This window comes from Microbacterium sp. NFH-22A-Y (assembly GCF_021401375.1).
GTDB lineage: Bacteria > Actinomycetota > Actinomycetes > Actinomycetales > Microbacteriaceae > Microbacterium > Microbacterium hominis.
In genome coordinates, this window is the sequence record NZ_JACBGF010000001.1 from 1,186,060 (window position 1) to 1,209,964 (window position 23,905).

Annotated in this window: 20 protein-coding genes and 1 tRNA gene; 11 read left to right on the forward strand and 10 right to left on the reverse strand. The window is 65.9% G+C overall.

Annotated features, from left to right (window positions below; genetic code table 11):
- Positions 1-105 precede the first annotated feature (105 nt).
- Entirely contained in the window at positions 106-1,026 is a 921-nt protein-coding gene (locus L0965_RS05620) for a large exoprotein (RefSeq protein WP_101307184.1), read from the forward strand.
- 29 nt (positions 1,027-1,055) lie between these two features.
- Here the strand turns inward: L0965_RS05620 and L0965_RS05625 are convergent, their stop codons facing one another.
- Positions 1,056-2,243 (reverse strand): amidohydrolase family protein, encoded by a 1,188-nt coding sequence (locus L0965_RS05625; protein ID WP_101305929.1) that lies wholly within the window; start codon positions 2,241-2,243, stop codon positions 1,056-1,058.
- A 60-nt stretch (positions 2,244-2,303) separates the two neighbouring features.
- Here L0965_RS05625 and L0965_RS05630 point away from each other — a divergent pair.
- The 6 genes from L0965_RS05630 (at position 2,304) to L0965_RS05655 (ending at position 10,390) form a co-directional block, all read left to right on the forward strand.
- Positions 2,304-2,379, forward strand: a tRNA-Ala gene (locus L0965_RS05630).
- A gap of 213 nt (positions 2,380-2,592) precedes the next feature.
- Complete coding sequence (locus tag L0965_RS05635) at positions 2,593-2,931, forward strand: hypothetical protein (RefSeq protein ID WP_101305930.1); 339 nt, start codon at positions 2,593-2,595, stop codon at positions 2,929-2,931.
- 52 nt (positions 2,932-2,983) lie between these two features.
- A complete protein-coding gene (locus L0965_RS05640; RefSeq protein ID WP_101305931.1) occupies positions 2,984-3,292 on the forward strand; it encodes a hypothetical protein in 309 nt (102 codons plus the stop codon).
- 111 nt (positions 3,293-3,403) lie between these two features.
- Positions 3,404-5,851, forward strand: coding sequence for a hypothetical protein (locus tag L0965_RS05645; RefSeq protein ID WP_101305932.1), 2,448 nt, complete (start codon positions 3,404-3,406; stop codon positions 5,849-5,851).
- Positions 5,852-6,785: 934 nt separating this feature from the next.
- Positions 6,786-8,687: an ATP-dependent endonuclease gene (locus tag L0965_RS05650; RefSeq protein ID WP_101305934.1), complete on the forward strand. Its 1,902-nt coding sequence runs from the start codon at positions 6,786-6,788 to the stop codon at positions 8,685-8,687.
- Entirely contained in the window at positions 8,684-10,390 is a 1,707-nt protein-coding gene (locus tag L0965_RS05655; RefSeq protein ID WP_101305935.1) for a UvrD-helicase domain-containing protein, read from the forward strand. The genes L0965_RS05650 and L0965_RS05655 overlap by 4 nt, the downstream gene beginning before the upstream one ends.
- A gap of 88 nt (positions 10,391-10,478) precedes the next feature.
- Here the strand turns inward: L0965_RS05655 and L0965_RS05660 are convergent, their stop codons facing one another.
- The gene (locus L0965_RS05660) at positions 10,479-11,912 is read right to left on the reverse strand and encodes an SIR2 family protein (protein ID WP_157831576.1); all 1,434 of its coding nucleotides are present in this window, start codon (positions 11,910-11,912) and stop codon (positions 10,479-10,481) included.
- A 9-nt stretch (positions 11,913-11,921) separates the two neighbouring features.
- Positions 11,922-12,206 (reverse strand): helix-turn-helix domain-containing protein, encoded by a 285-nt coding sequence (locus tag L0965_RS05665; RefSeq protein WP_101305937.1) that lies wholly within the window; start codon positions 12,204-12,206, stop codon positions 11,922-11,924.
- 325 nt (positions 12,207-12,531) lie between these two features.
- On the opposite strand from L0965_RS05665, the gene L0965_RS05670 reads away from it, so the two are divergent.
- Positions 12,532-13,146: a hypothetical protein gene (locus L0965_RS05670; RefSeq protein WP_101305938.1), complete on the forward strand. Its 615-nt coding sequence runs from the start codon at positions 12,532-12,534 to the stop codon at positions 13,144-13,146.
- A 451-nt stretch (positions 13,147-13,597) separates the two neighbouring features.
- Here the strand turns inward: L0965_RS05670 and L0965_RS05675 are convergent, their stop codons facing one another.
- Positions 13,598-14,305, reverse strand: coding sequence for an SDR family oxidoreductase (locus L0965_RS05675; RefSeq protein ID WP_060960044.1), 708 nt, complete (start codon positions 14,303-14,305; stop codon positions 13,598-13,600).
- 25 nt (positions 14,306-14,330) lie between these two features.
- Positions 14,331-15,407: an alkene reductase gene (locus L0965_RS05680; protein WP_101305939.1), complete on the reverse strand. Its 1,077-nt coding sequence runs from the start codon at positions 15,405-15,407 to the stop codon at positions 14,331-14,333.
- A gap of 149 nt (positions 15,408-15,556) precedes the next feature.
- Here L0965_RS05680 and L0965_RS05685 point away from each other — a divergent pair, with 149 nt between their 5' ends.
- A complete protein-coding gene (locus L0965_RS05685) occupies positions 15,557-16,189 on the forward strand; it encodes a TetR/AcrR family transcriptional regulator (RefSeq protein WP_060960042.1) in 633 nt (210 codons plus the stop codon).
- 179 nt (positions 16,190-16,368) lie between these two features.
- On the opposite strand, the gene L0965_RS05690 is transcribed toward L0965_RS05685, so the two are convergent.
- From L0965_RS05690 to L0965_RS05710, 5 genes are all read right to left on the reverse strand, one after another.
- Positions 16,369-17,229, reverse strand: a complete 861-nt coding sequence (locus L0965_RS05690) for an alpha/beta fold hydrolase (RefSeq protein ID WP_101305940.1) — start codon at positions 17,227-17,229, stop codon at positions 16,369-16,371.
- A 61-nt stretch (positions 17,230-17,290) separates the two neighbouring features.
- Positions 17,291-18,286 carry an NADP-dependent oxidoreductase gene (locus L0965_RS05695; RefSeq protein WP_101305941.1) on the reverse strand — a complete coding sequence of 332 codons (996 nt, stop codon included), beginning with the start codon at positions 18,284-18,286 and terminating at the stop codon, positions 17,291-17,293.
- A 41-nt stretch (positions 18,287-18,327) separates the two neighbouring features.
- Complete coding sequence (locus L0965_RS05700; RefSeq protein ID WP_157831577.1) at positions 18,328-19,191, reverse strand: alpha/beta fold hydrolase; 864 nt, start codon at positions 19,189-19,191, stop codon at positions 18,328-18,330.
- A 299-nt stretch (positions 19,192-19,490) separates the two neighbouring features.
- On the reverse strand, positions 19,491-20,693 hold the full coding sequence (locus L0965_RS05705) for an MFS transporter (RefSeq protein WP_157831578.1): 1,203 nt from the start codon (positions 20,691-20,693) through the stop codon (positions 19,491-19,493).
- 432 nt (positions 20,694-21,125) lie between these two features.
- Complete coding sequence (locus tag L0965_RS05710; RefSeq protein WP_101305944.1) at positions 21,126-21,479, reverse strand: Lsr2 family protein; 354 nt, start codon at positions 21,477-21,479, stop codon at positions 21,126-21,128.
- A gap of 299 nt (positions 21,480-21,778) precedes the next feature.
- On the opposite strand from L0965_RS05710, the gene L0965_RS05715 reads away from it, so the two are divergent.
- Both L0965_RS05715 and L0965_RS05720 read left to right on the forward strand, forming a co-directional pair.
- The gene (locus L0965_RS05715) at positions 21,779-22,621 is read left to right on the forward strand and encodes an AraC family transcriptional regulator (protein WP_101305945.1); all 843 of its coding nucleotides are present in this window, start codon (positions 21,779-21,781) and stop codon (positions 22,619-22,621) included.
- Positions 22,622-22,807: 186 nt separating this feature from the next.
- Positions 22,808-23,866, forward strand: a complete 1,059-nt coding sequence (locus L0965_RS05720; RefSeq protein ID WP_101305946.1) for an iron-siderophore ABC transporter substrate-binding protein — start codon at positions 22,808-22,810, stop codon at positions 23,864-23,866.
- Positions 23,867-23,905: the final 39 nt, after the last annotated feature.

The following is a 23,905-nucleotide window of genomic DNA, read 5'->3' on the forward strand; positions in this document are numbered from 1 at the left end:
ATCGACCTCTCGCCGCGGCGTCGAAAACCTTCAGGTTCCACATGAAGGTCAGACACGCGGTCGGATGTCGCGGCACCGGTGCCCGTCGCCCTTACCGTGGTCACCATGGGTGGTCAGGTTCTCGGCGGTGGGGTGGTCGTCCTCGTCGCCGTCGCGCTGTGGATGATCTACCTGCTGCCGTCATGGCACGGCCGTCATCAGTTCAACGCCGCGGAGCGCAACGCCGTGCGCCTCAACCAGGCCCTGCGCATCCTCGCCGAGACGAGCGAGACGCCCGAAGAGGTCCGCCTCGAACTGAACGCGCGCACGGCGATGGCCCAGCAGCGGTTGGCGCGTCAGGCGCAGGCCGAACGCGAGCAGGCCGAGCTGGCCCGCGTGCGCGCCGAGCTCGAGGTCACCACGCTCCAGGCCCGCGCCGAGGCCGCCGCGGCCCGTGAGGCCGCCGCGCTCGCCGCCGCCCGTGAGCGGGCACGGCCCGAGATCCGTCGCGCGCAGGCCCGTCGACGGGCCCGCCTGGTCATCAGTGCCACCGCGATCGTCGCGCTGGCCCTGGGTGCATGGGGCGGTGTCCGGCTCGCCACGACGGGCTCCCCGCTGATCCTGTGGGCCGCCGGCGCCCTCCTGGTCACCTGTCTCGTGCTGCTGCAGCGGATGTCGCGGGTGCGGCGTCGGGCCGTCGTGCGCGAGACCGTCGTCCCGGTCGCGCGTGTCGCACGCGAGGTGCAGGATCTGGCCGTCGGCTCCGAGCGGGCGTCCTGGGTGCCCCGCGAACTGCCCCGACCGCTGACGGCCTCCGCCGGCTCGCGCGCCGCCGCGGTGCTCGACGAGGTCGACGCCCGCGAGGCGCTGCGTCGCGGCGCGCTCGAAGAGGCGATGCGTCAGCGCGCCGAGAGCCGGCGCCCGGTCGCGCTGCCGCAGCGGCAGGCCGCGCGCGAGGAGGAGCTGGTGGGCGGAGCCGCCGCCGGCGACGCCGCGATCGAAGCCCACGTGCGCCGTCTGCTGGAACGCCGCGCTTCCGGTCAGTGACCCGTCACCGGTACCGGTGACGGCGGCGATCAGCCGACCAGCAGCCGCCCGTTGCCGATGACCGCCTCGCGGCGCGGAGTGCGCACGAGGGCGTCCATGCTGTTCTCGGCATCCACGAGGACGATGTCGGCGCGATCGCCGACCTCGAGACGGTTCACCGGCAATCCGACGAAGGGTGCAGAGCCGCCCGTCGCGATCTCCACGACGCGCCGGAGATCGTCGTCGCGGACGACGCTCGACGCCCGCGCGTACTGCCAGGCGATGCCGAGCAGGTCGCCCGTGCCGTAGGGGCTCCACAGGTCGCGGATGCCGTCGGTGCCGAAACCGAACGCGACCCCGGCAGCGTCGAGCTCGTGAAGCGGAAGCTGGGGGAGCCGCAGCGGCGCGACCGTCGTCATCGTCACGCCGAGCGCCCCCATCCGGGCGAGCAGGTCGCGCCGACGACTCGGATCGAGCTGCGCGACGGCGAACCCGTGGGCGATGTTGACGCGCTGCTGGAGCCCGTATCGCTCCACGCCGTCGAGGATCAGCTCGATCTGGAACGCGCCGAGCTCGGCGGGGTCGTGCAGGTGGATGTCGAGTGCCACCCCGTGCTCTGCCGACAGCGCGAGCAGGGCGTCGACCTGCCCGACGGGGTCGCGGTCGATCGTCGCGGGGTCGAGGCCGCCGATGTGCTCGACGCCGTCGCGGGCCGCCCGATCGAGCAGCGCCAGCACGCCCGGGCGGCGGAGCACGCCGTCCTGCGGGAAGGCGACGATCTGCACGGTGAGCGCGTCGCCGTAGGCGGCCACGGCTTCACGGACGGCGTCGATCCCGCGCAGATCCAGTCCCAGGTCGACGTCGACATGTGTGCGGATCGCGGTGGTGCCGTGCGCGACGAGCTGCTCGAGCACGTTGCCCGTGATGCGGGCCGACGGCATCCCGATCTCGTCACGGTGCGCGCGTTCGTGACGGATCCGTCCCTCGGTGGTCCCCTCCCCGCCGTACGACTGCCAGGGCAGTCCCCACCACGACTTGTCGATGTGCGCGTGCGCGTTGACGAGCCCCGGCAGCGCCAGCAGGCCGCGCCCGTCGTAGCCGTCCGTCGCATCCGCCCGCGCCGGCGTGACCGCGGAGATGACGCCCTTCTCGATCGAGATGTCGACGGCCTCGGACGAGGCGGATGTCGAGAGCCGGACGTTGCGGACGATCGCGGGGGAGTCGGGGGCGGAGCTCATCACTCCATCCTGCCCGTGCATCGAGCACCCGAGACGCGTGATAACCTAGATCCTGTTCATGGGCCTATGGCGCAGTTGGTAGCGCGCCTCGTTCGCATCGAGGAGGTCAGGAGTTCGAATCTCCTTAGGTCCACCACATCGGTCGCTTTGGAACGTGACTTTGTAAGAGCCATTTGCATGTGGCGCTTCTCCTTCGGGAGAGGCGCCGTTTGCTGTTTCGGACACGGTGATGATGCTGGCGAATGGTTCGGCCAGCACACCTTCTACGCTCTCGTCGCGGGTGATGAGGATTCGCTTGAAGAAGGCCTCGTTGTAGGTGCGGCGAGGGGCGTCGGTGCCTGGTGGTCGGGTGACCGTTACCGCCAGCGGATTGGCTCCGAACGAGCACGTCGAACTCTGGCTGCACTCGACGCCGGTGAGGCTATGGAGCGGCGTGTCCAATGCAGACGGCACGCTCACCCAGACCTTGACCATCCCGACCGGGATCGAACTAGGCAAGCACCAGATCGAGGTCCGCGGTGTCATCCGTGGATCGTTGTGGCTCAATCTCACCGTCACCGCTATGCTCGCCGACACCAGGTTCGATCCGGTCTCGGCCAGAGTTGGAAGCGGCGCCGGGCGCCTACTCCTCGCCGGAGGAGTCGCTGCGCTGCTGCTCGCGCGTCGTCGCCGGGTCTCGCGGTCATGATCACTCACGCCGCCGAAGAAGGCTCGGCCATCTTCCACGCCGACGCGCCTGGATGCTGCTCGTTATCACCTGCGGACTGTTCTGCTTCGCCGCGCTCGTCCTCACGATCGTGGGCATCGTGCGCTGGGCACGTCAGCGCCAGCTCCTGGTGTCTATCTTCGGGTGGATCGGCGCGGTGTTCGCGCTGTTCGCCGCGCTGACGCTCGTGTCGTTCCCGATCGCGCTCGCCGGATCGTTCCCGTTCATGCTCTTCGCGCCGTTTGTGGCGCTGCTGTCGATAACTGGGCTGGTTGGATGGATTCTGTCGGCCGTCCTCTCACTGAGGCGACCTGAACCCCGAGAGGTACTCGGAGCGAGGTAAGCCTGAGAAGCCATCCTCTGCAAGCGGGTCCGATGTCGGCCGTATCCAATACAGTCATCACTACCACCCGCCGGATCGGCGAGTGAACTTGAATGCGTTCTGGGGGCTGTCGTGCGACTCGTCAAGGTTGATGTCCGTTTTTTCCGCTCGTTCAACTATGACTTCGAGCTCAAGAGTCGGCCAGATAGCCAGGCAGAGGCGTGGGAGGACACCGTGCCGGCGTGGTATCCGTTCGTGCGCGTGCCGATCGAGAAGGACATCACGGCGATCGTGGGCGCTAACGAGGCCGGTAAGAGCCAGTTGCTGATCGCCATCAAGGCAGCCCTGACCGGGACGCCGATCGAGCGATCCGATTTTTGTCGCTACAGCGAGCTCTACTCGGTCAAGGCTGGAGAGATACGGCGACCGGAGTTTGGTGGCACATTCGCGCTCGACGACGGAGAGGATCCTGGTATCGCTGCGCTGGCTGGCGTGCGCGAGTTCACGCTCTACCGACCCGGCGCTGACTCGCCGTTCCTCGTCATCGACGGCGCGCGGGTCGAGATCGGAACAACTGACCTGCAAAAGCTGCAGAAGAGGCTTCCCACCTTCTATGAGCTACAGACCGAGCTTGCTCTCCCGATCAGCGTGTCAATCGGCCAGTTGGCAGGAAAGCCAGCCAGCCCCCTTCAGGACCGCGGGAAGCGAACTGGCCTCCTTGGCGCGCTCTTTGGGATCTCGTCACCGGGCGACCCGACCGTGGTCGGAAGTGTCGTCGTGCCGGCGCTTACGCAGAGTGTAGGAAGCGCAAACGCAGAGGCTGAGAAGAAGCGACTGGCGGAGTACAACCTCGCGCGTACCTTGCTTGTCGACATAGCCAACGTTGACCAGTCGACGTTCGTCGACCTCGAGAAGGCGATCGCGGCTGAACGTGAGGGCGAGGTCGCGGCAATTGTTGGTGGGATTAACGCGGCTATCCGTGAGAACCTCAACATTCAGCGCTGGTGGACTCAGGACCGAGACTTCGATCTGTTAGTGGAAGCGCGGGAGCAGGAGCTGGCCTTCACTATCCAAGATCGCACGGCGTCGAAGTACTCGTTTGGAGAACGGAGTCAGGGACTCCGGTTCTTCTTATCTTACTTCGTGCAGCTTACGGCGCATCGCCTGAGTGATCATGTATCCGACATTCTGCTTCTCGATGAGCCGGATGCGTTCCTGTCGAGCGTCGGTCAGCAAGACCTCCTTCGCGTGCTGCAAGAGTATGCGATACCCGAAAGCGGCGCCGCACCCAGCCAGGTCGTCTACGTCACGCATTCTCCGTTCTTGATCGACAAGAACGCGCCCCATCGGATTCGTGTCCTTGATAAGGGGCCGGACGACGAGGGGACACGTGTCGTTCGAGACGCCGCAAACAATCGGTATGAGCCACTGCGCTCCTCTCTCGGCGCTTATGTTGCGGAGACTGCCTTCATTGGCGGACGCAATCTCTTCGTTGAAGGCGCCGGGGATCAGATTCTCATCGCAGGCATTGGGGCCCACCTCACACGCCGTAGCGGGTCTACCGACGGAGGGCTGAATCTCAACGCTGTCACGGTTGTCGCCGCAGGAGGTGCCGACGGTGTTCCATACCTCGCCTATCTTGCTCGAGGTCGAGACTCGGTCAAACCCGCCTGCGTGGCGCTGCTAGATGGTGACCAAGCAGGCAGACACGCGGAATTGGTGCTCAAGCGCGGTGAGGCGCGAAAGAAGCGCGTCCTTGATGACAAGTACATCATCAGGCTTGACCTTTGGGCTCAAACTCAGGAGTTGCAGCTCGAGCCGAAAGTCTCGGTCATCGAGATCGAGGACCTCCTGCCGGTGGCGATCGCCCATCGGGCGGCGCTCAACTACTTGGCTAGGTTCACCGACCTTGCCGAGCATCCCGGTGTAACGCTCTTTACCACCGAGGGGATCTTGAGTCGACTCGACCAACACGAAGGACGCGTTTGGGACTCGCTAGCCGACGCGTACATGACCGCATTCCCAGAGGAACACCTCGAGAAGGCTGGACTCGCGCGGGAAGTCGTCTCTCTCCTCAGTATCGAGCCGGAAGCGGACGGCTCGGACGCTCTCAGGTTGCGATTCTCCGCGCTGCTGTCATACCTGGCCGAGGTACTAGATGACGCCTTCGACGAGGAGGAGCGGTCACGAACCGATGACCGCCTCAAACGTGCCGTGCGGAACTTTTCTCGCAACTACACCGCGGGAATCAAGAAGCCAGATGCTAAGCGCGTGCTCCGCGAGATCGAGGGTGCGATCAGCGACTCGCCGTTCGGGGATGAGCTTCGTACGCGCGTTCGTGCCCTTCATCGAGATTTTGAGCTAGGAGATGCCGCGGACCAGGCGGTACCCCGTTTCGATGAGTTCCGCGAGCGAGTACGCGGTTTCGCCACTGGTGAGCGCATCGCATATCAAGACGATGCTGCTCAAGATCCGGCCGGTGCGATTCTCTCAGAGCCGCTGGACGAACGCTCCACAACGCGTGCGGGCAAAAAGCCTGCCGGCGAGGCGAAGAGGGATAGCGCGCGCACGAGGTCGTGAGTCGCGTCCTCGACGCGGTTCGCGCGATTGGGTCGATCGGATGGTTGCCGTTGACGGCGCGCCGTCGTTCACTGGAGGACTGGCCCACAGTCTCGTTGCCGGTCTGCGGTCTCCTAGAGAACTCGTCCTTGAGTTCTCGGCCGTACCCGTCAAGGAGGTGACCCGCTCATGAGCGAGTCCAACGTCAACATCCGCCCGCCACTGCTGCGTCCGCCAATGGACTTGGCTACGGCCCGATCAAACCCCTCGCGGTCAGACTCAACGAGTCGACCCGGACCCAGCTGGACATCATCGCTGGGCTCAACGACCGGACCGTCACCGACGAAGTCCGCCTCGCCATCGAAGCCTGGATCGACAAGGCCCGCACCGACCCGCACAGCCAACGCCGCGCGAAGGACGTGCGCGATGAGATCGAACGGGAAGCAGCAGGCAAACGCGACGCCATCGCCGCCATCTTCGACGCCACACCAGCAGCGAAGACGCCGCGAACGCCGTTGAAGCCCCAGGGCACCTGACGGCTCGACCTCAATGGGCGGCCGTCTCGAGCGACGTCCCACCCGGACGCTTGCTCGCCGGTCGCCCTGCACCCGCTCGCCCACGCTGATTGCCCGACCTCGTTGTGCTCTGCGATTCCACGAGAACTGTCCCGGTTCCCGGTCGCACGCACAAAGGAGACCCTCGACGGGCGGACGCGGTGAAGTACGCGATTCAATTCACGCATGGATCTCGCCGCCGCGGAGGCGGCGCTTCATTGTGTAAACAACAACCAAGCGCCTTTTGCCACGGCGGCTCGAGTGCCTCATAACGAAGGACGCAAACGAGAATGGCAACATCCGGCTTTTCGCTCGAGGATGAGACACCCGATGACGACAACACCCCTGACAACCGTCGATCTCCGCGCCCGCCTCGGCGCGTCTGAAACGGGCGGCACACGATGAAGGTGCGCCACCTACGAGTCCAGAACTTCCGAGGGATCGAAGACAGCGAGATTCACTTCAAGACGCACACGCTGCTCGTGGGTGGCAACAACGCTGGGAAGTCGACGATCTGCGAGGCACTTGACCTGGTGCTCGGCCCTGAGCGTCTATATCGTCGCCCGGTCGTTGACGAGCACGACTTCTACCTCGGGCGCTACCTCGACGAAGAAGGAGCACCAGTCGAGATCCGCATCAACGTCATCTTGACCCAACTCACCCCGGAAGAGCGGCGCCGGTTTGGAGACCAGCACCTTCGGCTCTGGGACCACAACGCGAGTGAATTCATTGACGAGGAGCAAGGCGGCGTCGACCGTTCCGCCGAAGATGGCTTGGACTGGGCGCTCCCCGTCTGCTTCATCGGTCGGTACGACCGCGAGGAGGACGACTTCGTCGGCGACACCTTCTTCTGCCACCCGGAGCCGCTGATTGATGCCGATGACGCAGAGGCTCTCGCAGAGCTCGGCGCTGGCCTGTCTCGCTTCTCGCGTTCCCACAAGCGACTCGCTGGATACGTGTACCTGCGAGCGCTGCGCACGGGCTCGCGCGCGCTGAGCCTCCAGCGCGGCTCGCTTCTGGACACGATCCTGCAGCTCGGCGGCGACGGATCCGCCGAGATGTGGAGCGACACCCTCAGCAAGCTCGGCACTCTCGACCCAGCCGTCGGCGATATCCCGCAGCTCAAAGAGGTTCGTGAGGATCTTCGCGAGCGGCTCGGGCGTTTCGTAAACATGGCTCCGGGCGATGACTCTGCGGCCTTCTTCGCCTCAGACCTGACCCGCCAGCACCTTCGCGAAGTCGTGCGGCTCTTCGTTGCAGCGCAACCGAGCGACCACCTCGTGCCGTATGCCAAACAAGGCACCGGCTCGATCAATCTGCTGGTCTTCGCCCTGCTCACGATTATTGCCGATCTCAAAGGCACGCAGTCCGTCATCTTCGCGATGGAGGAGCCGGAGATCGCGCTGCCTCCGCACACCCAACGCCGCGTCACGAGGTACGTCCTGAGTGAGATGGGTCAGTCGATTGTCACCTCCCACTCTGCTCCGGTCATCGAGCAGTTCGAGCCCGACAGCATCGTCATGCTGCACCGGGACGGCGCGAAGTTGATCGGCACGCCGATCGATCCTGCCAAGGTGAAGCGCAAGACTTACCTGACGAACAAGCGACAGTTCGCTGAAGCGGTGCTTGCGCGCGGCGTGCTCGTCGTCGAAGGGTCTACGGAGGCGGTCGTCTTCCCTGCTGTGTCGGCTGTTCTCGAACGAGTACGCGCTGACTACACCCACCTCGACTTTTCCGGCGTCTCGATGTTCACCGCCCCGGGCGACGGCTCCATCGCCAAGTTCGGTCCTATCTTCAAAGCGCTCGGCAAGAAGACCTGGGGTGTCTGCGACAAGCCGAACGGACCGTTGCCGCAGGACGTGCTTGACGACCGAGCCGAGTTCGACGAGTTCTGGGAGTCGGAGGAACTCGGTATCGAGGACGTGCTCGTGAAGGGCATCCCGGTCGAGACGCAGCGGCGATTCCTCGAGGACGCATCCACCCGCGGCGACTATCCGACAACGAATCACCCGTTCGATCCAGCGATCGACGACGCTGACGTGCCGACGCTTGTCCGCAAAGTCCTCAAGGCGCGCAAGGGAGAGGCCTACGCCTACGCAGCGGTGCTGATCGAGCACTGCGAAACCGAGGTGGAGCTGCCCACCGAACTCGTCGGCATCCTGGTCGCGATTGATGCAGAACTCCGAGGCGAGCCTGAAGTCGGCTTCGACCCCGAGACTGCCGTGCCGAACACCGACCCCGAAGAGGCGGGACCGGAGGCCGATACGGAAGCCGCTGCGCCCGAGGAACCGACTGAGACATGACGTTCCAGCTGAGCGAGACCGCCCAGCAGGCATTCGACCACGATGGCCGGATCATGGTGCTCGGCGGACCGGGCTCCGGCAAGACCACCTTGTCTCTCCTGAAGACGCAGCGTCTCATCCCGGCGCTCGAGGCTGGACAGAGCGTGCTCTTCCTGAGCTTCTCGCGGGCCGCGGTGCGTCAAGTGCTGAGTCGGACCAAGGACGTCCTGACGCGCGAGGAACGGTCGCGCATTGCCGTGCAGACCTACCACGCCTTCTGTATGGACATCTTGCGCGCCCATGGCCGCTTGCTCACCGGGACCGGAGCACGGATCCTCTTCCCTGATCGCGAGAAGGTCGCGAAAGCCAACTATGAGGGCGACTGGAATGAAGAGCGGAACCGCCTCGCTGAGGAGGAGGGGCTTTTCGCATTCGACAATTTCGCGAGTGGCGCGGGCGCGCTGATCGCGAAGGTGCCGAAGGTGGCTGAGCTCGTCGCCGACCGATTCCCGATAATCATCCTTGACGAGTTCCAAGACACGAGCGATTCGCAGTGGGAGCTAGTTCAGGCTCTCTCCGAGCGGAGCGAACTGATCATCCTGGCCGACCCGGATCAGCGCATCTTCGAGTACGACGACCGAGTCGACCCCGAGCGCCTGAACCATGTGCGCGCCGTGCTTTCGCCGGTCGAGTTCGATCTCGGCGGTGAGAATCATCGGAGCCCGGACGCCGGTATCCTGCAGTTCGCCGACGCAGTGCTGCACAACCGGGAGCTCCCGAAAACCGCCGACGTTCAGCAGATCGCGGTGTACGCCAGCCAACTGGAGATGATCACGCATGTAGCTTCGATATGGCTCTACCAGGAGCTGCGCAACTTGGGCATCAAGAAGCCGAGCATCGTCGTACTGGCTCGCACCAACGCCATGATTGCGGAGATCTCCAATTGGCTATCGAGGCCGCACATCTACAAGGGGCACGAGTACGCGCCCCTCGCCCACGACGTGCTCTGGGATGCCGAGGTCTCAGCAGCAGCCGCGCAGATCATCGCAGGCATGCTCGAGTGGCCGGACATGGAGCCTGCCGAGCGTGCGGCGATGACACTCGAAGCCGTCGCAGACTTCTTCGAAGTGAAGAGCGCAGCCGCGTCGGCTCCGATCAGGAGCGCCCTCACTCTCCGCGATCGGTACCGCACCAACGCTGCCAACCTCCGGGCTGGTCGGTCCGTGCGACCGCGGGGTGCGAAGCACATCGTCGAGCAGGCCGAACATGGCTTGCTCCTAGTAGGCGACCCTCGTAAGGACTGGGTCGCTGCGCGCAAGATCCTCGAGGGCGCGGACGGGCTGAACGAGATCGTGCAGGCTGCTCGGTTCATTCGTCTCTTCGGCGCCACCGACGAGATTGGTGGGCGTCTTGCGGCCCAATGGGATCGGTCTGGCTCCTATGGGCGCGCGACCGACTTGGTGCGAAGAACACTCGATCAGCAGAAGCTCGCAACCGAGCAGCGAGATCCTCAAGGCTTTGTACTGATGAATATGCATAAGTCGAAGGGCAAGGAGTTCGACGGGGTGGTCATCGTCGAAGGCTATCGACGAGCTGAGTTCTTCACCGAGCGCGAGGGTGCCCCGCATCTCCAAACGAGGCGACTGCTTCGGGTGGCGATTACTCGAGCGCGGCACAAAGTTCTATTCGTAAGACCGTCCGGAATGCCAGGGCTCGGCGGGTAGGTCTTCCCCGCACGTGCCATCCGTGAGCGAATCGAATACCCGGTCCGGCCTCGATCTGGACTGCTTCCGGCGGTCGCAGTCCGGAGGGCTACTGAGAATATGGTGCCCACTTGAGCTGGAGGTTTTCCCAACGCTCGATCTTTAGGCGCTCTGCTCCGATGGCGATGAGCTTACGTTTATTCAGCGGATCCTCGAAGACGAAGGGGGCGCCGTCGCGGATGAGCTCGCGAAGCTTTGACGCGGTCACGAAATCGTCGAGTTTGCGGTGTCCGGATGGCATCGCATTCAGTACTGACTCTCGGTAGGGCATGGTCGCACCGTGCAGATATCCGTACTTGACTTCGTGGGCCTCGAAGACTTGTCTTCCTTCGTTCCACGCCAACACGAATAGATCACTCATATCGCGAACTCCCCAGCCCTTGGAGAGCGCAACGATGACGTCTGCGTTCGCGTTCTCCAGTTCATCAAACCCGGGGGAATTGGGTAAGGCTCCGGTGGCGGCATCGATCTTCTCGGACACAAAGACCGCGAGACTCTGGTCGCCCGCGGCGGCGGACGTCGCTGATACTCCTAGGGCGGAGAGGTTACCGAGAACTGATCCAGGAGCTTCCGGGTATCCGGGGCTTCGGTCGACGACAGCAACAGAAGCGTCCTCGGGCACCTGGGCGATGAGGTGACTAGCAACTCGGTCTTCCGGGGGCAGGGAGTAGCCGATGAGCGTCACACTCTCTGCCGTCGATATATGCGATCTCGCCATTCGCCAGAGCGTGTTGGCGAGGTAGGAGCCGTAGTAGACGTCCTTGGTCGTGATCGGTGGAATCAGATAGCGATCAAGAGTTGCGATGCCAGAGAAGTCCGTTTCGGTTGCGAGGGGCGTGTTGGTTCCGAGGGCGTGCTTCTCTCTGATTCGGACTAGTGTCGATCCCGTCGGGTCGCCTGATGCCCAATACCAAGTGAGCGAACCATGCATTTTCAGAAGCTCGAAGGAGCCATCTGTGTGACCCGCTCCTGAGTCGCCGATGTACTGAGCCTGCGGCGCAGGCGGGGCAGGAAAGACGATGTGGTCGCCGAGAACATAACTAACCTGCCCTTCCGGCGTCGTCATCGTCGGGGCGGAGGAATTTACGGCTCGCTCAACTAATGTGTCGTAGTTGAACGTCAGAACCACCGCTTGCTCCATGTGCCAAATTGCGATGAGCTGAAGTAGCCAGAGAGGAGCCGATTCTGCGGAGGCCGTATGCACCCGCTCATCGATAACCCGCGCGATCTCATCGATGATCCGCGAGGCGTTGGCCGACCTTTGGGCGTTCTCGAAGCCTTGTAGGAACGGCAACGGAGTGACCTGGAGGGTGAGCCATGACTCGAATGTCTCACCAGGCCGAAGGTCGAAGTCAACTTTGCCAGCGAGACGCTCCGAGAGTGAGATACCGAGCTCGTTGGTGATGGGCATGGCGTTGTTGACTGCCTTGGAGAATCCCGCGCCAAGCACGTAGATGGGTCGGCGTGACGAGATGAGGCTCACCCTCACAACCTAGCTGGCCCGAGCGCCCACCCCATCCGAGTGCACCAACTTCGCGATAGTCGCGGGGTTGCGACGGAGCGTCTTGGCAATGTCCTTGATGAGCATGCCCGACGCGTACAGCAGCTTTGCCTGTTGCCGCTCGGCATCGGTGATGGTGAGACGGAGCGTGACGCCCGCTTCGACGAGATGGGTCGTCACGGTCTGACGGTGGAAGCCGTGCTTCTCTGCGATGGCGTAGACGCTGAGTCCGGATCGGTAGTCCGAGATGACCAGTTCGAGAAGCGCCGGGGTCATCTGTCCGAGCGAGCGTGTCCCAGCTATGTGCGCACGAGCCGGACCCTGCAGGACGCGCCGAATCTCGCCTCTTCGCAGCGCATCACGCAGAGCTAACAGGGGTCGCGAATTGTTTCCAAACGCTTCCGATGGGGCCGCCACATCGGTCGCTTTGGAACAAGCGACCCCGTAAGAGCCAGTTGGTAGCGGCGTGTTTACCCGAGGAGATACGCCGCTCCTGGTTTTCGCAGTGTACTCAATGAGTGCGACGGCGTGGCGGCATCTTTGGTGCACTGACGGGTGGAGTTCGGCTCCCTGCATCCTCAGGAGGAAGGCCAGTATTGCCATGACGGCGACGAAAAATGGTCCTCGAGTTCCAGCTCTGACGGTCGAGTTTCGTGGCGCGTCGATTCGCGTCTCGACTATCCCCGTCGCGGCGCTCACGGGCACGGCATTCGTGCTCGGAACGCTCCTTCCGACGGGTCGCTTGGGGCTCCCCGCTCTGTTGTTCGGTGTCGTCGGAGCGGTCGTCGTCACGTTACTCATACGCATGACGGTGCTGCGCTGGCGTGGCCTGCGCAGGCGGGCCGATCGCATCCAGGTCCGCGAAGGATACCTCGCAACGATCCTGTTCACAGAGGTCCTGATCACATCGGGAACCAGAGTCTCCAAGAACGGTCCGGGAATCATCGCGCTCACCCCGCAGGCGCTCCTCCTCCTGGACGAGACCGGGGAACACGGACTATCGGAACCCATTCCGAGGTCGTCCCTCGTGCGCGCTCAACGTATCGATCACGCGCTCCGCGCGGCCGTGCCGGCTCTCTCGATCGAATCAGGCACCGTGAGCGTTGCTCTCGCGCTCCCCACGCAATCGGGAGTATCGATCGGAGCGGTCACCGAGCTCGACGTGGATTCTCTGGCGGCGGGGCCTAATGCCTGGATCGCCGAGACCTCATCCTGAGTCCCGGGGTCGACCCACCGCACGCGCGCCGCGCCTCCAGGCGATCGCCGCAACAAGCATCGCCGTGGTCGTCGTGTTCGCGGCGCTGTACGTTCTCGTGCTCCGCGACGTCTTCACAATGCGCCAGGTGGTCAACTCGATGTCGAGCTGCCAGTAGGCCGGGGCGACCCCTCGGATCGCCTCCGACCTTTGCCCGGGCAGCGGCAACCAGAAGGGCGCCAGCCAACTCGGCGGCTTCCCTCTCCTGCGTGTTCGACGTGCCGCCACAGCCCGCCCCCGCTCGCACGCGTGCGCCGGGGAGGGCGCTAATGCGGCGACGGCTGCCGTCGTGACCGACGGCAGCCGTGCAGCGCGCGGCACGGGTGGTGGTTCGGCGCGAGCCATTTCCGGTCGCTCGTCCCAGCCCCGGCGCGATCGCCTCAGAGCTCTCGGCTCCGAGTATGGGGCACCGCTACTTCGCGAGCTGCGGGTACAGCGCCTCGAAGGGTCCGGACAGCGCCGCCTTCAGCTGCACCGAGGTCTCATCGGCCAGCACCTCGTACTCGCCCGCCTCGGTGGCATCGAACACCTTCGCGACGAGCACGGCAGGGTCGAGTTTCGGATCGGTCGATCCTGCGGCCATCGCCGTGTCGACCCAGCCCACATGCACACCCAAGACCTGCACGCCGGCGGGGTGCAGCTCGAGGCGCATCGAGTTCGTCGCCGACCAGAGGGCGGCCTTCGTTGCCGAGTAGATGCCGCCGACGGCGAACCAGGCCATCGCGGAGTGGATGTCGATGATCGCGGTCTCTCCGGCCTGGGCCGACAACAGCGGGGCATAGGCGCGTGCGAGCATGAGTGGTCCGACGAAGTTCGTCTCGATGTTGCGACGGATTTCGTCGTCGGTGTGGTTCAGGATGCCGAAGCTCGAGGGCGATGCGCCGGCGTTGTTGATCAGGATTGTGACGTCGGGCGCGGCGGCGACGGCGGCCTCGATCGATGCGGCATCCGTCACGTCGAGCTGCAGGGGGACGATGCGCTCGTCGTCCCAGGTGCGCGGTGTGCGGGCGGTGGCGTAGACCTTCGCCGCGCCGCGGACGAGCGCCTCGCGCACGAAGTGGGTGCCGATGCCTCCGTTCGCGCCGGTGACGAGGACGGTGGCTCCGTTGAGTGAGGTCATGGGTGCGTTCTCTTCCTGTTTCGGGTCAGACGTGGGTGAGGGTGGGGTAGTCGACGTACCCGCGGGCGCCGCCGGTGTACAGCGTGCCGGGGTCGACCTCGGTGAGCGGGGCATCGGCCTTCAGCCGCTCCACAACGTCGGGATTCGCCAGCGCGAACCGTCCGAGCGGGGTGATGTCGGCCAGGCCCGCCTCGATGTCGTCCGCGATCTGCTCGCGCGTGCGGCCGTAGCGGACGACCAGCACGGCCGTCGGCCAGGCTTCGCGCAGCGCGGCGAGCAACTCGTCGTCGCCCAGGTGGTGCACGTGGAGGTAAGCGAGGTTCAGGGGCGCGAGGCGCGCGACGAGGTCGAGGTACTGGGCGTGCACGTCCGCGCGCGCCCCCTCGTCGATGCCGCCGAGGGGGAAGGCGGGGGAGATGCGGATGCCGGTACGGTCGGCGCCGATCTCATCAGCGACGGCCGCGGCGACCTCGACGACGAAACGCGACCGGTTCTCGATCGACCCGCCGTACTGATCGGTGCGCTCGTTGGCGTTGGGGGAGAGGAACTGGTGCAGGAGGTAGCCGTTGGCCGCGTGGATCTCGATGCCGTCCGCTCCCGCGGCGATGGCGGATGCCGCTGCGTGACGGAACTCCGCGATGACGCCCGGGATCTCGTCGGTGGCGAGGGCGCGCGGAACGGGCAGGGGCTGCGGGCCGGACGCCGTGAACATGTCCTGACCCGCGGCGATAGCCGACGGCGCCACGGGCTGGCGGTGGTGGGGGGTGTTGTCGGGGTGGGAGACGCGGCCCACGTGCATGAGCTGGATGAACAGGTGACCGCCCCCGTCGTGCACGGTGTCGGCGACCTTCCGCCAGCCGGCGATGTGCGCGTCTGTGTAGATTCCGGGAGTGTTCACGTATCCCTGGCCGTCCGCGGAGGGCTGGGTTCCCTCGGTGATGAGCAGTCCGAGCGATGCGCGCTGGCCGTAGTACTCGGCGACCAAGTCGCCGGGGGTGCCGTCGGCATCTGCTCGGTTGCGCGTCATCGGTGCGAGCGCCAGGCGGTGGGGGAGTTCGAGGCGACCGAGCGCGAAAGGCTGCCAGAGAGCGTCGAGAGTCATCGTGAGTGTCGTTCCTTGTGTTGTGGGGCAGGTGGTGTTGTGGGACAGGTCGTCACCGGGTCGAGGATGGGAGAATCGAAGAGGCCCATGACGTTAGTGACTACGCTCATAACCGGGGCCACTCAGTATTCATTCCCGGAGGAGCGAAGATGTCACCGACCTCACCGCCCGTGGGGCGTCGCGAGCGCAACAAGCAGGAGAAACTCGAGCGCATCATGGTTGCGGCCGGCGCGCTCTTCGCCGAGCGCGGCGTCGATGACGTCACGACGCAGGAGATCGCCGACGCCGCAGACATCGGCACCGGTACCCTCTTCCTCTACGCCAAGACCAAGGGGGAGTTGCTCCTCCTCGTGCAGAACGCCCACTACTCTCGAGCCCTCGAAGAAGGTCGCAGCGCCGCGGCTGCCACATCCGGAGCGATCGACGGTGTCCTCGCGCTGCTGGCGCCGGTCGTCGCGTGCAACCGGACGCAGGTCGACAACGGCCGCACATACCTGCGGGAGATGATCTTCGGTGACGCGGCGGAGCCGCACCACGCGGAGGCGCTCCGGGTCGTCAGCGAGAGCGAGCAGACCCTCATTGACCTGATCGTCACGCGCGCCGGTCGCAGCGAGGCCGATGCGGCTGTGTTGGCGCGGGTGATCTCTTCCGGGCTGGTGGTCGCGATGGCCTCGGCTCCGACGGCGGACACGAGCGTCGACGAGATCCTCGCGATCGTCCGCGCTCAGGTCACGGCGATCCTCTCCGGCGTCGAGGGCGAGACGTGGGTGCCGACCACGTAGCCTGCACCCGCCTCGTGATCGCGCCGCTCTCGCTGCGTCCGCCTGACGGGGCCCACGGCCCGGCTCGCACCTGCCGGGTGGCCTCGTCTGCGAGCACTTCGAAGCGATCGGCCTCGAGCCCGTCGCCGCCGGGGTGCGCGGCCATCGGTGTGTCGAAGACGTTGACCCCGAAGATGGTGTCATGCCCGAACGTCGGTGAGGAATTTCGCGGCGACCGGCGCGAACTCCTCCCAGTACTGGAAGATGCCACCGTGTCCGGAGTTCGGGTAGATGATGAGCTCGGAGCCGGTGATGCGGCGGTGCAGGTCCTCCGAGAGGATGCTGGGGACCATGCGGTCGTTGTCGCCGTTGGCGATGAGCGTGGGCGATGAGATCACCGAGAGGTCGGACGGTGCGGAGCGGCCGAACTTCACGATGGCCTTCAGCTGTGTGCGAAACGCCTTGGTGGAGATCGCCTTGTCGCGGTCGATGGTGCGCTCCTTGAGCCGCCCGATGAACGCCTTTCCGGCCCTCTTGCCCTGGGCGTCGCGGTTGAAGAAGAGGAACTCCTTAGGGTCCGAGCGCGTGAGGACCGACCGGAGGATGTCCCCGTAGGTCGTGCCGACGACTTTGTCCATGTCTTTGCCGCCGCGCGGACCCGTGCCGGTGAGGATGAGGCCGCGAACGAGGTCGGGGTGCTTCACCACGAGGTCTTGAGCGATCATCCCGCCCATCGAGAACGAGAACACATCGATCTTCTTCAGGCCGAGACCCCTCGTGATGAACCGGTAGGCGTCATCGGCGGCCTCATCGAGGGTGTCGGGCACGCGGCCGCTGGACGCACCGACGCCGAGCTGATCGAACGTGATCACGTGACGGATCTTCGCGATCGCGTCGATGATGCGAGGGTCCCAGTTGTCGAGGGTTGCGGCGAGGTGGACGAAGAAGACGACGGGGATTTCCTCCTTCGGGCCGAGCTCGCGGTAGGCGAAGGTGTCCGGGCCGACCGCGACGGTCTTCGCGGGGGCGTGGGCGTACGAGGTGATGACTGTTTCGTTCATGGGAGACGTCCTTGGGTTCGGTGGTGAGTGTGAGGGGCGCGGGTGGGCGGTGGGAAGGGAATCACGCGCCGAGGAGGACGGACTTTCCGCGGATGCCACCGCGGTGCAGCGACGCGAGAGCCTTCGGTGCATCCTCGAAGGGGGAGGTGGCGCCCACGATCGGGCGGATCGCACCGGCGTCCACGAGTTCGGCGATGGCCCGCAGCTGCTCGCCGTCGGCGCGCATGAAGAGGAACTCGTAGGTGACGCCGAGTCTCTTCGCTTGCCCGCGCACCCTCCTGCTCAGCGCGCCGGTCACGAGACGCAGGGCCGGGCTCAGGTCGATCTGCCGGGCGAACGCGGGTGTCGGCGGGCCGGCGATGCCGACGGCCGTGCCCCCGGGGCGCAGGACGCGCAGCGACCTCGTCAGGTTCTCGCCGCCGAGGCTGTCCAGCACGAAGTCGTACCCCGACAGCTCTGCCGAGAAGTCCCGGCTGGCGTAGTCGATCACGATGTCGGCGCCGAGGGACCGCACGAACTCCGCGTTCTTCGCCGAGGCGGTCGTCGCCACCTCCGCACCGAGATGCTTCGCCAGTTGGATGGCGATCGTTCCGACACCGCCGGCCCCTCCGTGGATGAGGACCTTCTGACCGGCCTTCACGCCGCCCTTCTCGACGAGAGCTTGCCACGCGGTCAGGGCGACGAGGGGAAGGGATGCCGCTTCGACGAGATCGACCGACGAGGGAACGCGGGCGACATCCGCCTGATCGACCGCGATGCGCTCCGCGAAGGTTCCGATCCGATGGTCGCGCGCCCGGGAGAACACCTCGTCGCCGGGCGAGAAGGAGCGGACCTGCGCGCCCACCCGGATCACCGTCCCGGCCACATCGTGGCCGAGCGTGAACGGCGGTCGGTACGGGAGGAACGCCTTGAAGTCCCCGACGCGGATCCGCTCGTCCAGGCTGTTGAGTCCGGCCGCACCCACCGCGATGAGGACGTCGTTCGGACCGACGGTCGGCTCGGGGACGTCTGCCTCGTGGAGGGGCTTCTTGTAGCCGTCGATGACGAATGCACGCATGTCGAGATTTCCTGTTCTGGGAGAGAGGTTCGGGCACTGCGTCAGGCGCGCAGGAAGGACTGGATCCGACCGGTCACGATGTCGCGGTGCTGCGAGACCACGCCGTGCCCGGCATGCCGGAAGGTCACCACATCGAGAGCGGAGAACGCCGTACGCAGCTGGTTCGCGTTGGCCACCGGGACGAGGATGTCGTCCTCGCCGTGGAAGGTGAGCGTCGGCGTGCTCATCCGCTCGTGGGCTGGGCCGGGCTGGGCTCCCCACCGCGCGACGGCGCGGAGCTGCGCGCGCATGACGCCCGGGGTGACGGCCGCATCGCGGTCGGTGCGGCGGCGCTTCAGCCGGCGTTGATACGCGGCCGCGGCACGCGTCCCGCTCTCTGTGCGGGGGAAGAAGAGGACGGAGGTCGCGGTGCGCGCGGTCATGACGCTGCGCGCGATGCCGCGGAGCATGACGCCCGTCATCCGGGTGAGGCCGGCGCCGCCCCGCGGGCCGGTTCCGGACATCACGAGGTGGTCCACCAGGGTCGCCTCCTCCTCGACGATCGTTTGGGCGACCATGCCTCCCATCGAGAGGCCGAAGAGGTCGATGCGGTTGAGGCCCAGCGCGAGCACGGCGGCGATGGTGTCGCGGGCCATGTCGTCGAAGGTGTCCCGCACCCGGCCGGTCGATCGACCCACGCCGCGGTAGCCGAGCACGATGACCCGGCGATCCTGCGCGAGCGCATCGATCACCTCGGGGTCCCACGCATCCAGATTTCCGCCGAGATGCGTCAAAGCCACGAGAGGCGGCCGGTCGCCCGATCCGATCTCGCGGTAAGCGATGTCGGCCCCGTCGACGTGCACCATCCGCGTGTTGGCGTCGATGATGGACGCTCTGCGGCGGTCGCCGCGCGAGCCCGTGGCCATATGTGCTCCCGGGTCCGATGAGGATTGTGCAGCCCTCGCTTTTGCGAGCACACTCATTATTGACTGAACTCAGTCAGAGATCAAGGAGGCGATGTGATGCGGCGGTCCGGTTCGGTCGGGCGTCGGGGGAAAGCGAGACCGGCGGTGGATACCGCGCTCCTCTGTAGTGGGGCACGCACTGAGCCCTGACCGGTCGTCCGAGAAGCGCCGGCGTCAACTGCCGATGTGAACGCGTCCCGGAGACCTCCGCACGGACCGAACCGTGCTAAAGGCGCCGAATCTCGCCTCTTCGCTTTCGGTCATCGTGACGATCGCGGCGCGTCCTCGCGCGAGACGCGCCGTTGCCCCGTCGCGGCGGGGATGACCAGCATCACGGTCAGCGCGCCCGCGATCGCGTACGCCGCGGGGATCGGGAGCCATGCAGCGAGCAGTGCTCCAGCGCCGAGGCCTGCGAGGCCGGTCGCTTCGACGAGGAAACTGGCCGACGACATCGTGCGTGCGACGTCGTGGCTTCCCGCTCCCGATTGCAGCTCGCCGTAGAGGGTGGCCATCACGAGCGTTCCGCCGAAGGCGGTCGAGAACTCGATCGCCACCAGTGCGACGTACGTCCACGGACTGTTCGCAGGAGCGAGGGCCACACCGATGGTGGCGAGTCCCATCGCCAGGAGTCCGATCACGACGACCGTCGCCGTGCTCCAGCGGGCGTAGAGCCGACCGAGCGCGACGCCCCCTGTGATGCCGCCCAGTGCGCCCGTCGCCACGACAAGACCGAGCAGCGGAGGGTCTACGCCCAGCGTGTTCACGAAGTAGTAGACGCCCAAGGGGGCGGTGAGCGAGGAGAACAGGCCGGCCGCGGCGGCGATCCACAGCGTCGGGTTGCGCGACAACTGCCGGGCGATGAGCCTCAGAGAGGGCCGCGGCTCCTCCGCCGGGTCCGCGTCGACATCGGGGATCCTCGTCCACGACAACGCTGCGATCCACGAGGCCACGGTGTCGATCAACAGCGCAAGGGGTGCCGGCATGAAGGCGATGAGAAGGGGTGCTCCCGACTGGCCGACGATTTCGCCGGTACTGGTCGCCGAGCTCAACAGGCCGACTTGTCGCACGCGGTCTTCGGGTTCGGTCAGGTGGTTCAAGACACCGTGACCCAGAACCGACAGCGCAGTGAGAAGCAGGATGTTCACCGCGAGCCAGGCGATCAGGGTGACGGGGGACAGTGCTCCGACCGACCACATGATCGGCGCCACGGTCGACCACAGTCCTGACAGTGTCGCGGTCAGGATCATCAGCCTCACGTGTCTGCGGCTGCGGTCGGCCCAGACCGCGAGCGGAATCCGTAGAAGCATGCTCGTCGCGAGCATCACGGCCAACAGGACCGCGACGTGGGCAGGCGTCCCGCCGAGTGTCGACACGAGGATGAGAGGCGCGAGGACCTCGGTCGCGGCCCCACCAGCGGAGGTGAAGGCCCGCCCCGCGCGAAATCGTGCGACGTCGGAAATCACGGGCTCCTCCGACCCGAGTGCCTGACATTTGTGGCGATTGCCGTCAATTCTCGAGTTCCTCGCCCGTGTCGCGGGTGTGCCGTGGGAGGCAGGCTATTGCCGCCCGAATACGGCGTCAACGTCCCCGCCGAAATCCCACACTTTGGTCGAGCATTTCGAGCACGTCGTCCTCTCCGGTGAGAGGACGACGTGATGATGCTGAAGGGCTGCGGAACGCCGGCCGGGTGATGACCCGTCGCCCGGGGTCACGCGATGCCTCTGTTCTAGAGCGATGCCGGCGAATGGAATGCGCGGGCGAGGAAAGCCACGACGAGCCACACGAGTGCCGCGACAAGCAGCAGAACGCCGGGCCGTTCGGCGAGGAACGACTGTGGGCACCGATGAGAACGATCGTTCCCAGCGGTGCCCACGGTGTCGTGCGCGTGAATCCGATCAGTGCGCCGCGGTGTACGCCTCGAGCACGGCGGCGGGAACGCGTCCGCGCTCGCTGACGGTGTGACCATTGGCACGCGCCCATTCACGAACGACGCCGAGGTCCTTGCCGGAGGCCTTTCGCGATGAGCGGGCGCCGGTTCGACGTGCGCCGCCGTTCGTCGCGGGCGAGGATGCGCGTGCAGCGCTGATGAAAGGCGCGAGTGCGTCCTCGAGCTTCGCGAGATTCTCGTCGGAAAGGTCGATCTCGTAGGACTTCTTACCGAGCGCGAAGCTCACGCTGCCGCCCTTACCGTGTGCGATCGGGGTGCCATCGAGGTCGTCGACGAGCTCGACGATGACTTTCTGTGCCATGAGTGGGGCTTCTCTCAGGTTGTATGGGGCGCTGGGCAGTCGGGTTATCGACCCGTCTGCGGAAAAGCCTACTCACTCATTTGAGTGAAAGCGGTTCATTCCCCTGCCCCTTGACAACTTTTTCCCGGCGCCGTGGCGAGCGTTCCCGATTCGGTGCGCGGTGACATCGCGGTCGGGTGAATGCCACGTGCAGACACCGCGGGGCGAGCCCCATTCCGTCGCGGGCCGTTTGGCGGCGAAGGGCACCCCTGGTTAGCCTTCGTGAGGACGGGAACGACGCGGAGAAGAGGCTGGTCCCGATGAGCTCCTACCGTCAGGCGGACTGGGACGCGAGCCCGACGCATCCCAGCTCGCTGCGGGCGCCCTACCTCATGAGCACGGGCGTCATCACCGCCGACGACGTCTCGTCGCGACCGATCTCGCCTCCGCACGCCCACCCCGACGCCCTGCTCGCGTGGTGCTACCGCGGCACGGTGTGGGTGTACCTGCGTGACGCCATGTGGCGTTTGGCCCCCGGCCAGGGCATGTGGATCCCCGCGGGCACGCCGCATACTGCACGCCATGAGCGCGACTCGACCGGCTGCTACACCTACATCCCCGACGCCTCGCTCGTCACCCCGGTGGTCGAGGTCACGCGAGTGCTCGTTCCTCGCGCGGTGCAGGAGATGCTGCTCCACCTCGGGACCGATGACATGCCCGACCGTCTGCGCGTGCGCATCCAAGCGGTGCTGCTGGAGATGCTGCAGCAGCCCGTGCGCGAGTCGTCGGACGAGTGGAGCGAGGTGCCGATGCCCGCTGACGAGCGCGTGCGCGCCCTCGTGCAGGCCGTGCTCTCCGATCCGGGCGACGTGCGGACCGCCCGTGAGCTCGTCGCCGCCCACGGCCTGCACGAACGCACGGTGCTGCGCGTGTTCACCCGCGACATCGGGATGAGCTTCGGCCAGTGGAGGACGTGGGTGCGCATGGTGCTGGCGGCGCGATTGATCGTCGACGGAACGCCGATCGGGATGGCGGCCCGCCGGTGCGGCTATGCGACGACGAGCGCATTCTCGGCCGCGTTCAAAGACAGGTTCGGGGTGACTCCGCGCCAGCACGTCGCGCGCGTGAGCGCGGATCCGGCGCACCGCCTCTACGGCCGCTGACTCCGAACGGCGGTTCGGCGGGAGAGGACGCGCCACGTGAGGTGTCGCTTCTGCGACACAACTCGTCCGTCCTGCGACACTGTCGGGCCGCAAGCGGCCCTAGCATCGTGTTGTTAGGTGAGCGTTACCTAACTTCCGGCCGCGTCGTCGCGGCATCCCTCCCACCCTCATCTCGCAAGGAGAACAATGCCGCACGCTCTTGCGCGCCCGAAAGCGCGACGCGTATCCGCACTCGCCGCCGCCCTCGCCGTAGTGGTCGCCCTCACCGGGTGCGATGCCGCCGATGAGACGGCCGCGTCCTCGACGGCCACCTCGAGCGGGGTCGTCATCACGCACGCCCACGGATCGACCACGATCGCCGAGAAGCCGAAGCGCATCGTGGCGCTGGGATGGATGTCCGGTGACATCGTCGCCGCTCTGGGTGAGAACCCCGTCGGCATGGAGAAGGTCTGGGGCGCCGACGACAGCGGTTTCCAGCCCTGGTTCACGGACTACGCCACCGAGCACTACGGCGAGTTGCCCACCCTGATCTCCCCGCTCGACGAGGGTCCGAATTACGAGGCCATCAAGGCGCTCGAGCCCGACCTCATCCTGGGCCTGTACACCGGCATCAGCGACGTCGAGTATCAGCGGTTGAGCGGGATCGCGCCGACCGTGCCGTACATCGAAGGCCCCTGGAACCCCGGCACGTGGGAGGAGATGACCCGCACGATCGGCGCCGCGATGTGGGAGAGCGACAGAGCGGAGGAGGTCATCGCGGACACCGAGCAGCAGATCGCCACGCTCGCCGCCGCCCACCCCGAGTTCGAGGGGAAGACCTTCGTGTGGGGGCTGACTCTCAACGAGGGCGGCACCGACCTCGGGGTCTACCTGAAGTACGACCCCCGCGTGCGCATCACGGAAGCGCTCGGATTCACCTCGACCTCGGCGATGGACAGCTTCCTCGCCTCGGCAGAGGGCGACAACTGGTACACGGGAGTGAGTCTCGAAAAGCTCTACGACGTGCAGGCCGACCTCTTCGTCGCCTGGGGAAGTTCCGCCGCCGAGGGCACGTACACGGTCGAGAACAAGGTCGTATCACGGTGGCAGCCGATCGCCGCGAACGCGTACGTGATCTACGCCGACCAGGCCCAGGCGGCCGCGATCAGCGCCCCGACCGTCCTCTCGCTGGCCTCTGTGCTGCCGACCTACGTCGACGACCTCGCCGCAGCCCTGCGCGGTACGCCGACCATCACGGGCGAGTGAGCGCCGGGGTGTCCGCGCCGCTGTCGTCGCCGGAACGAC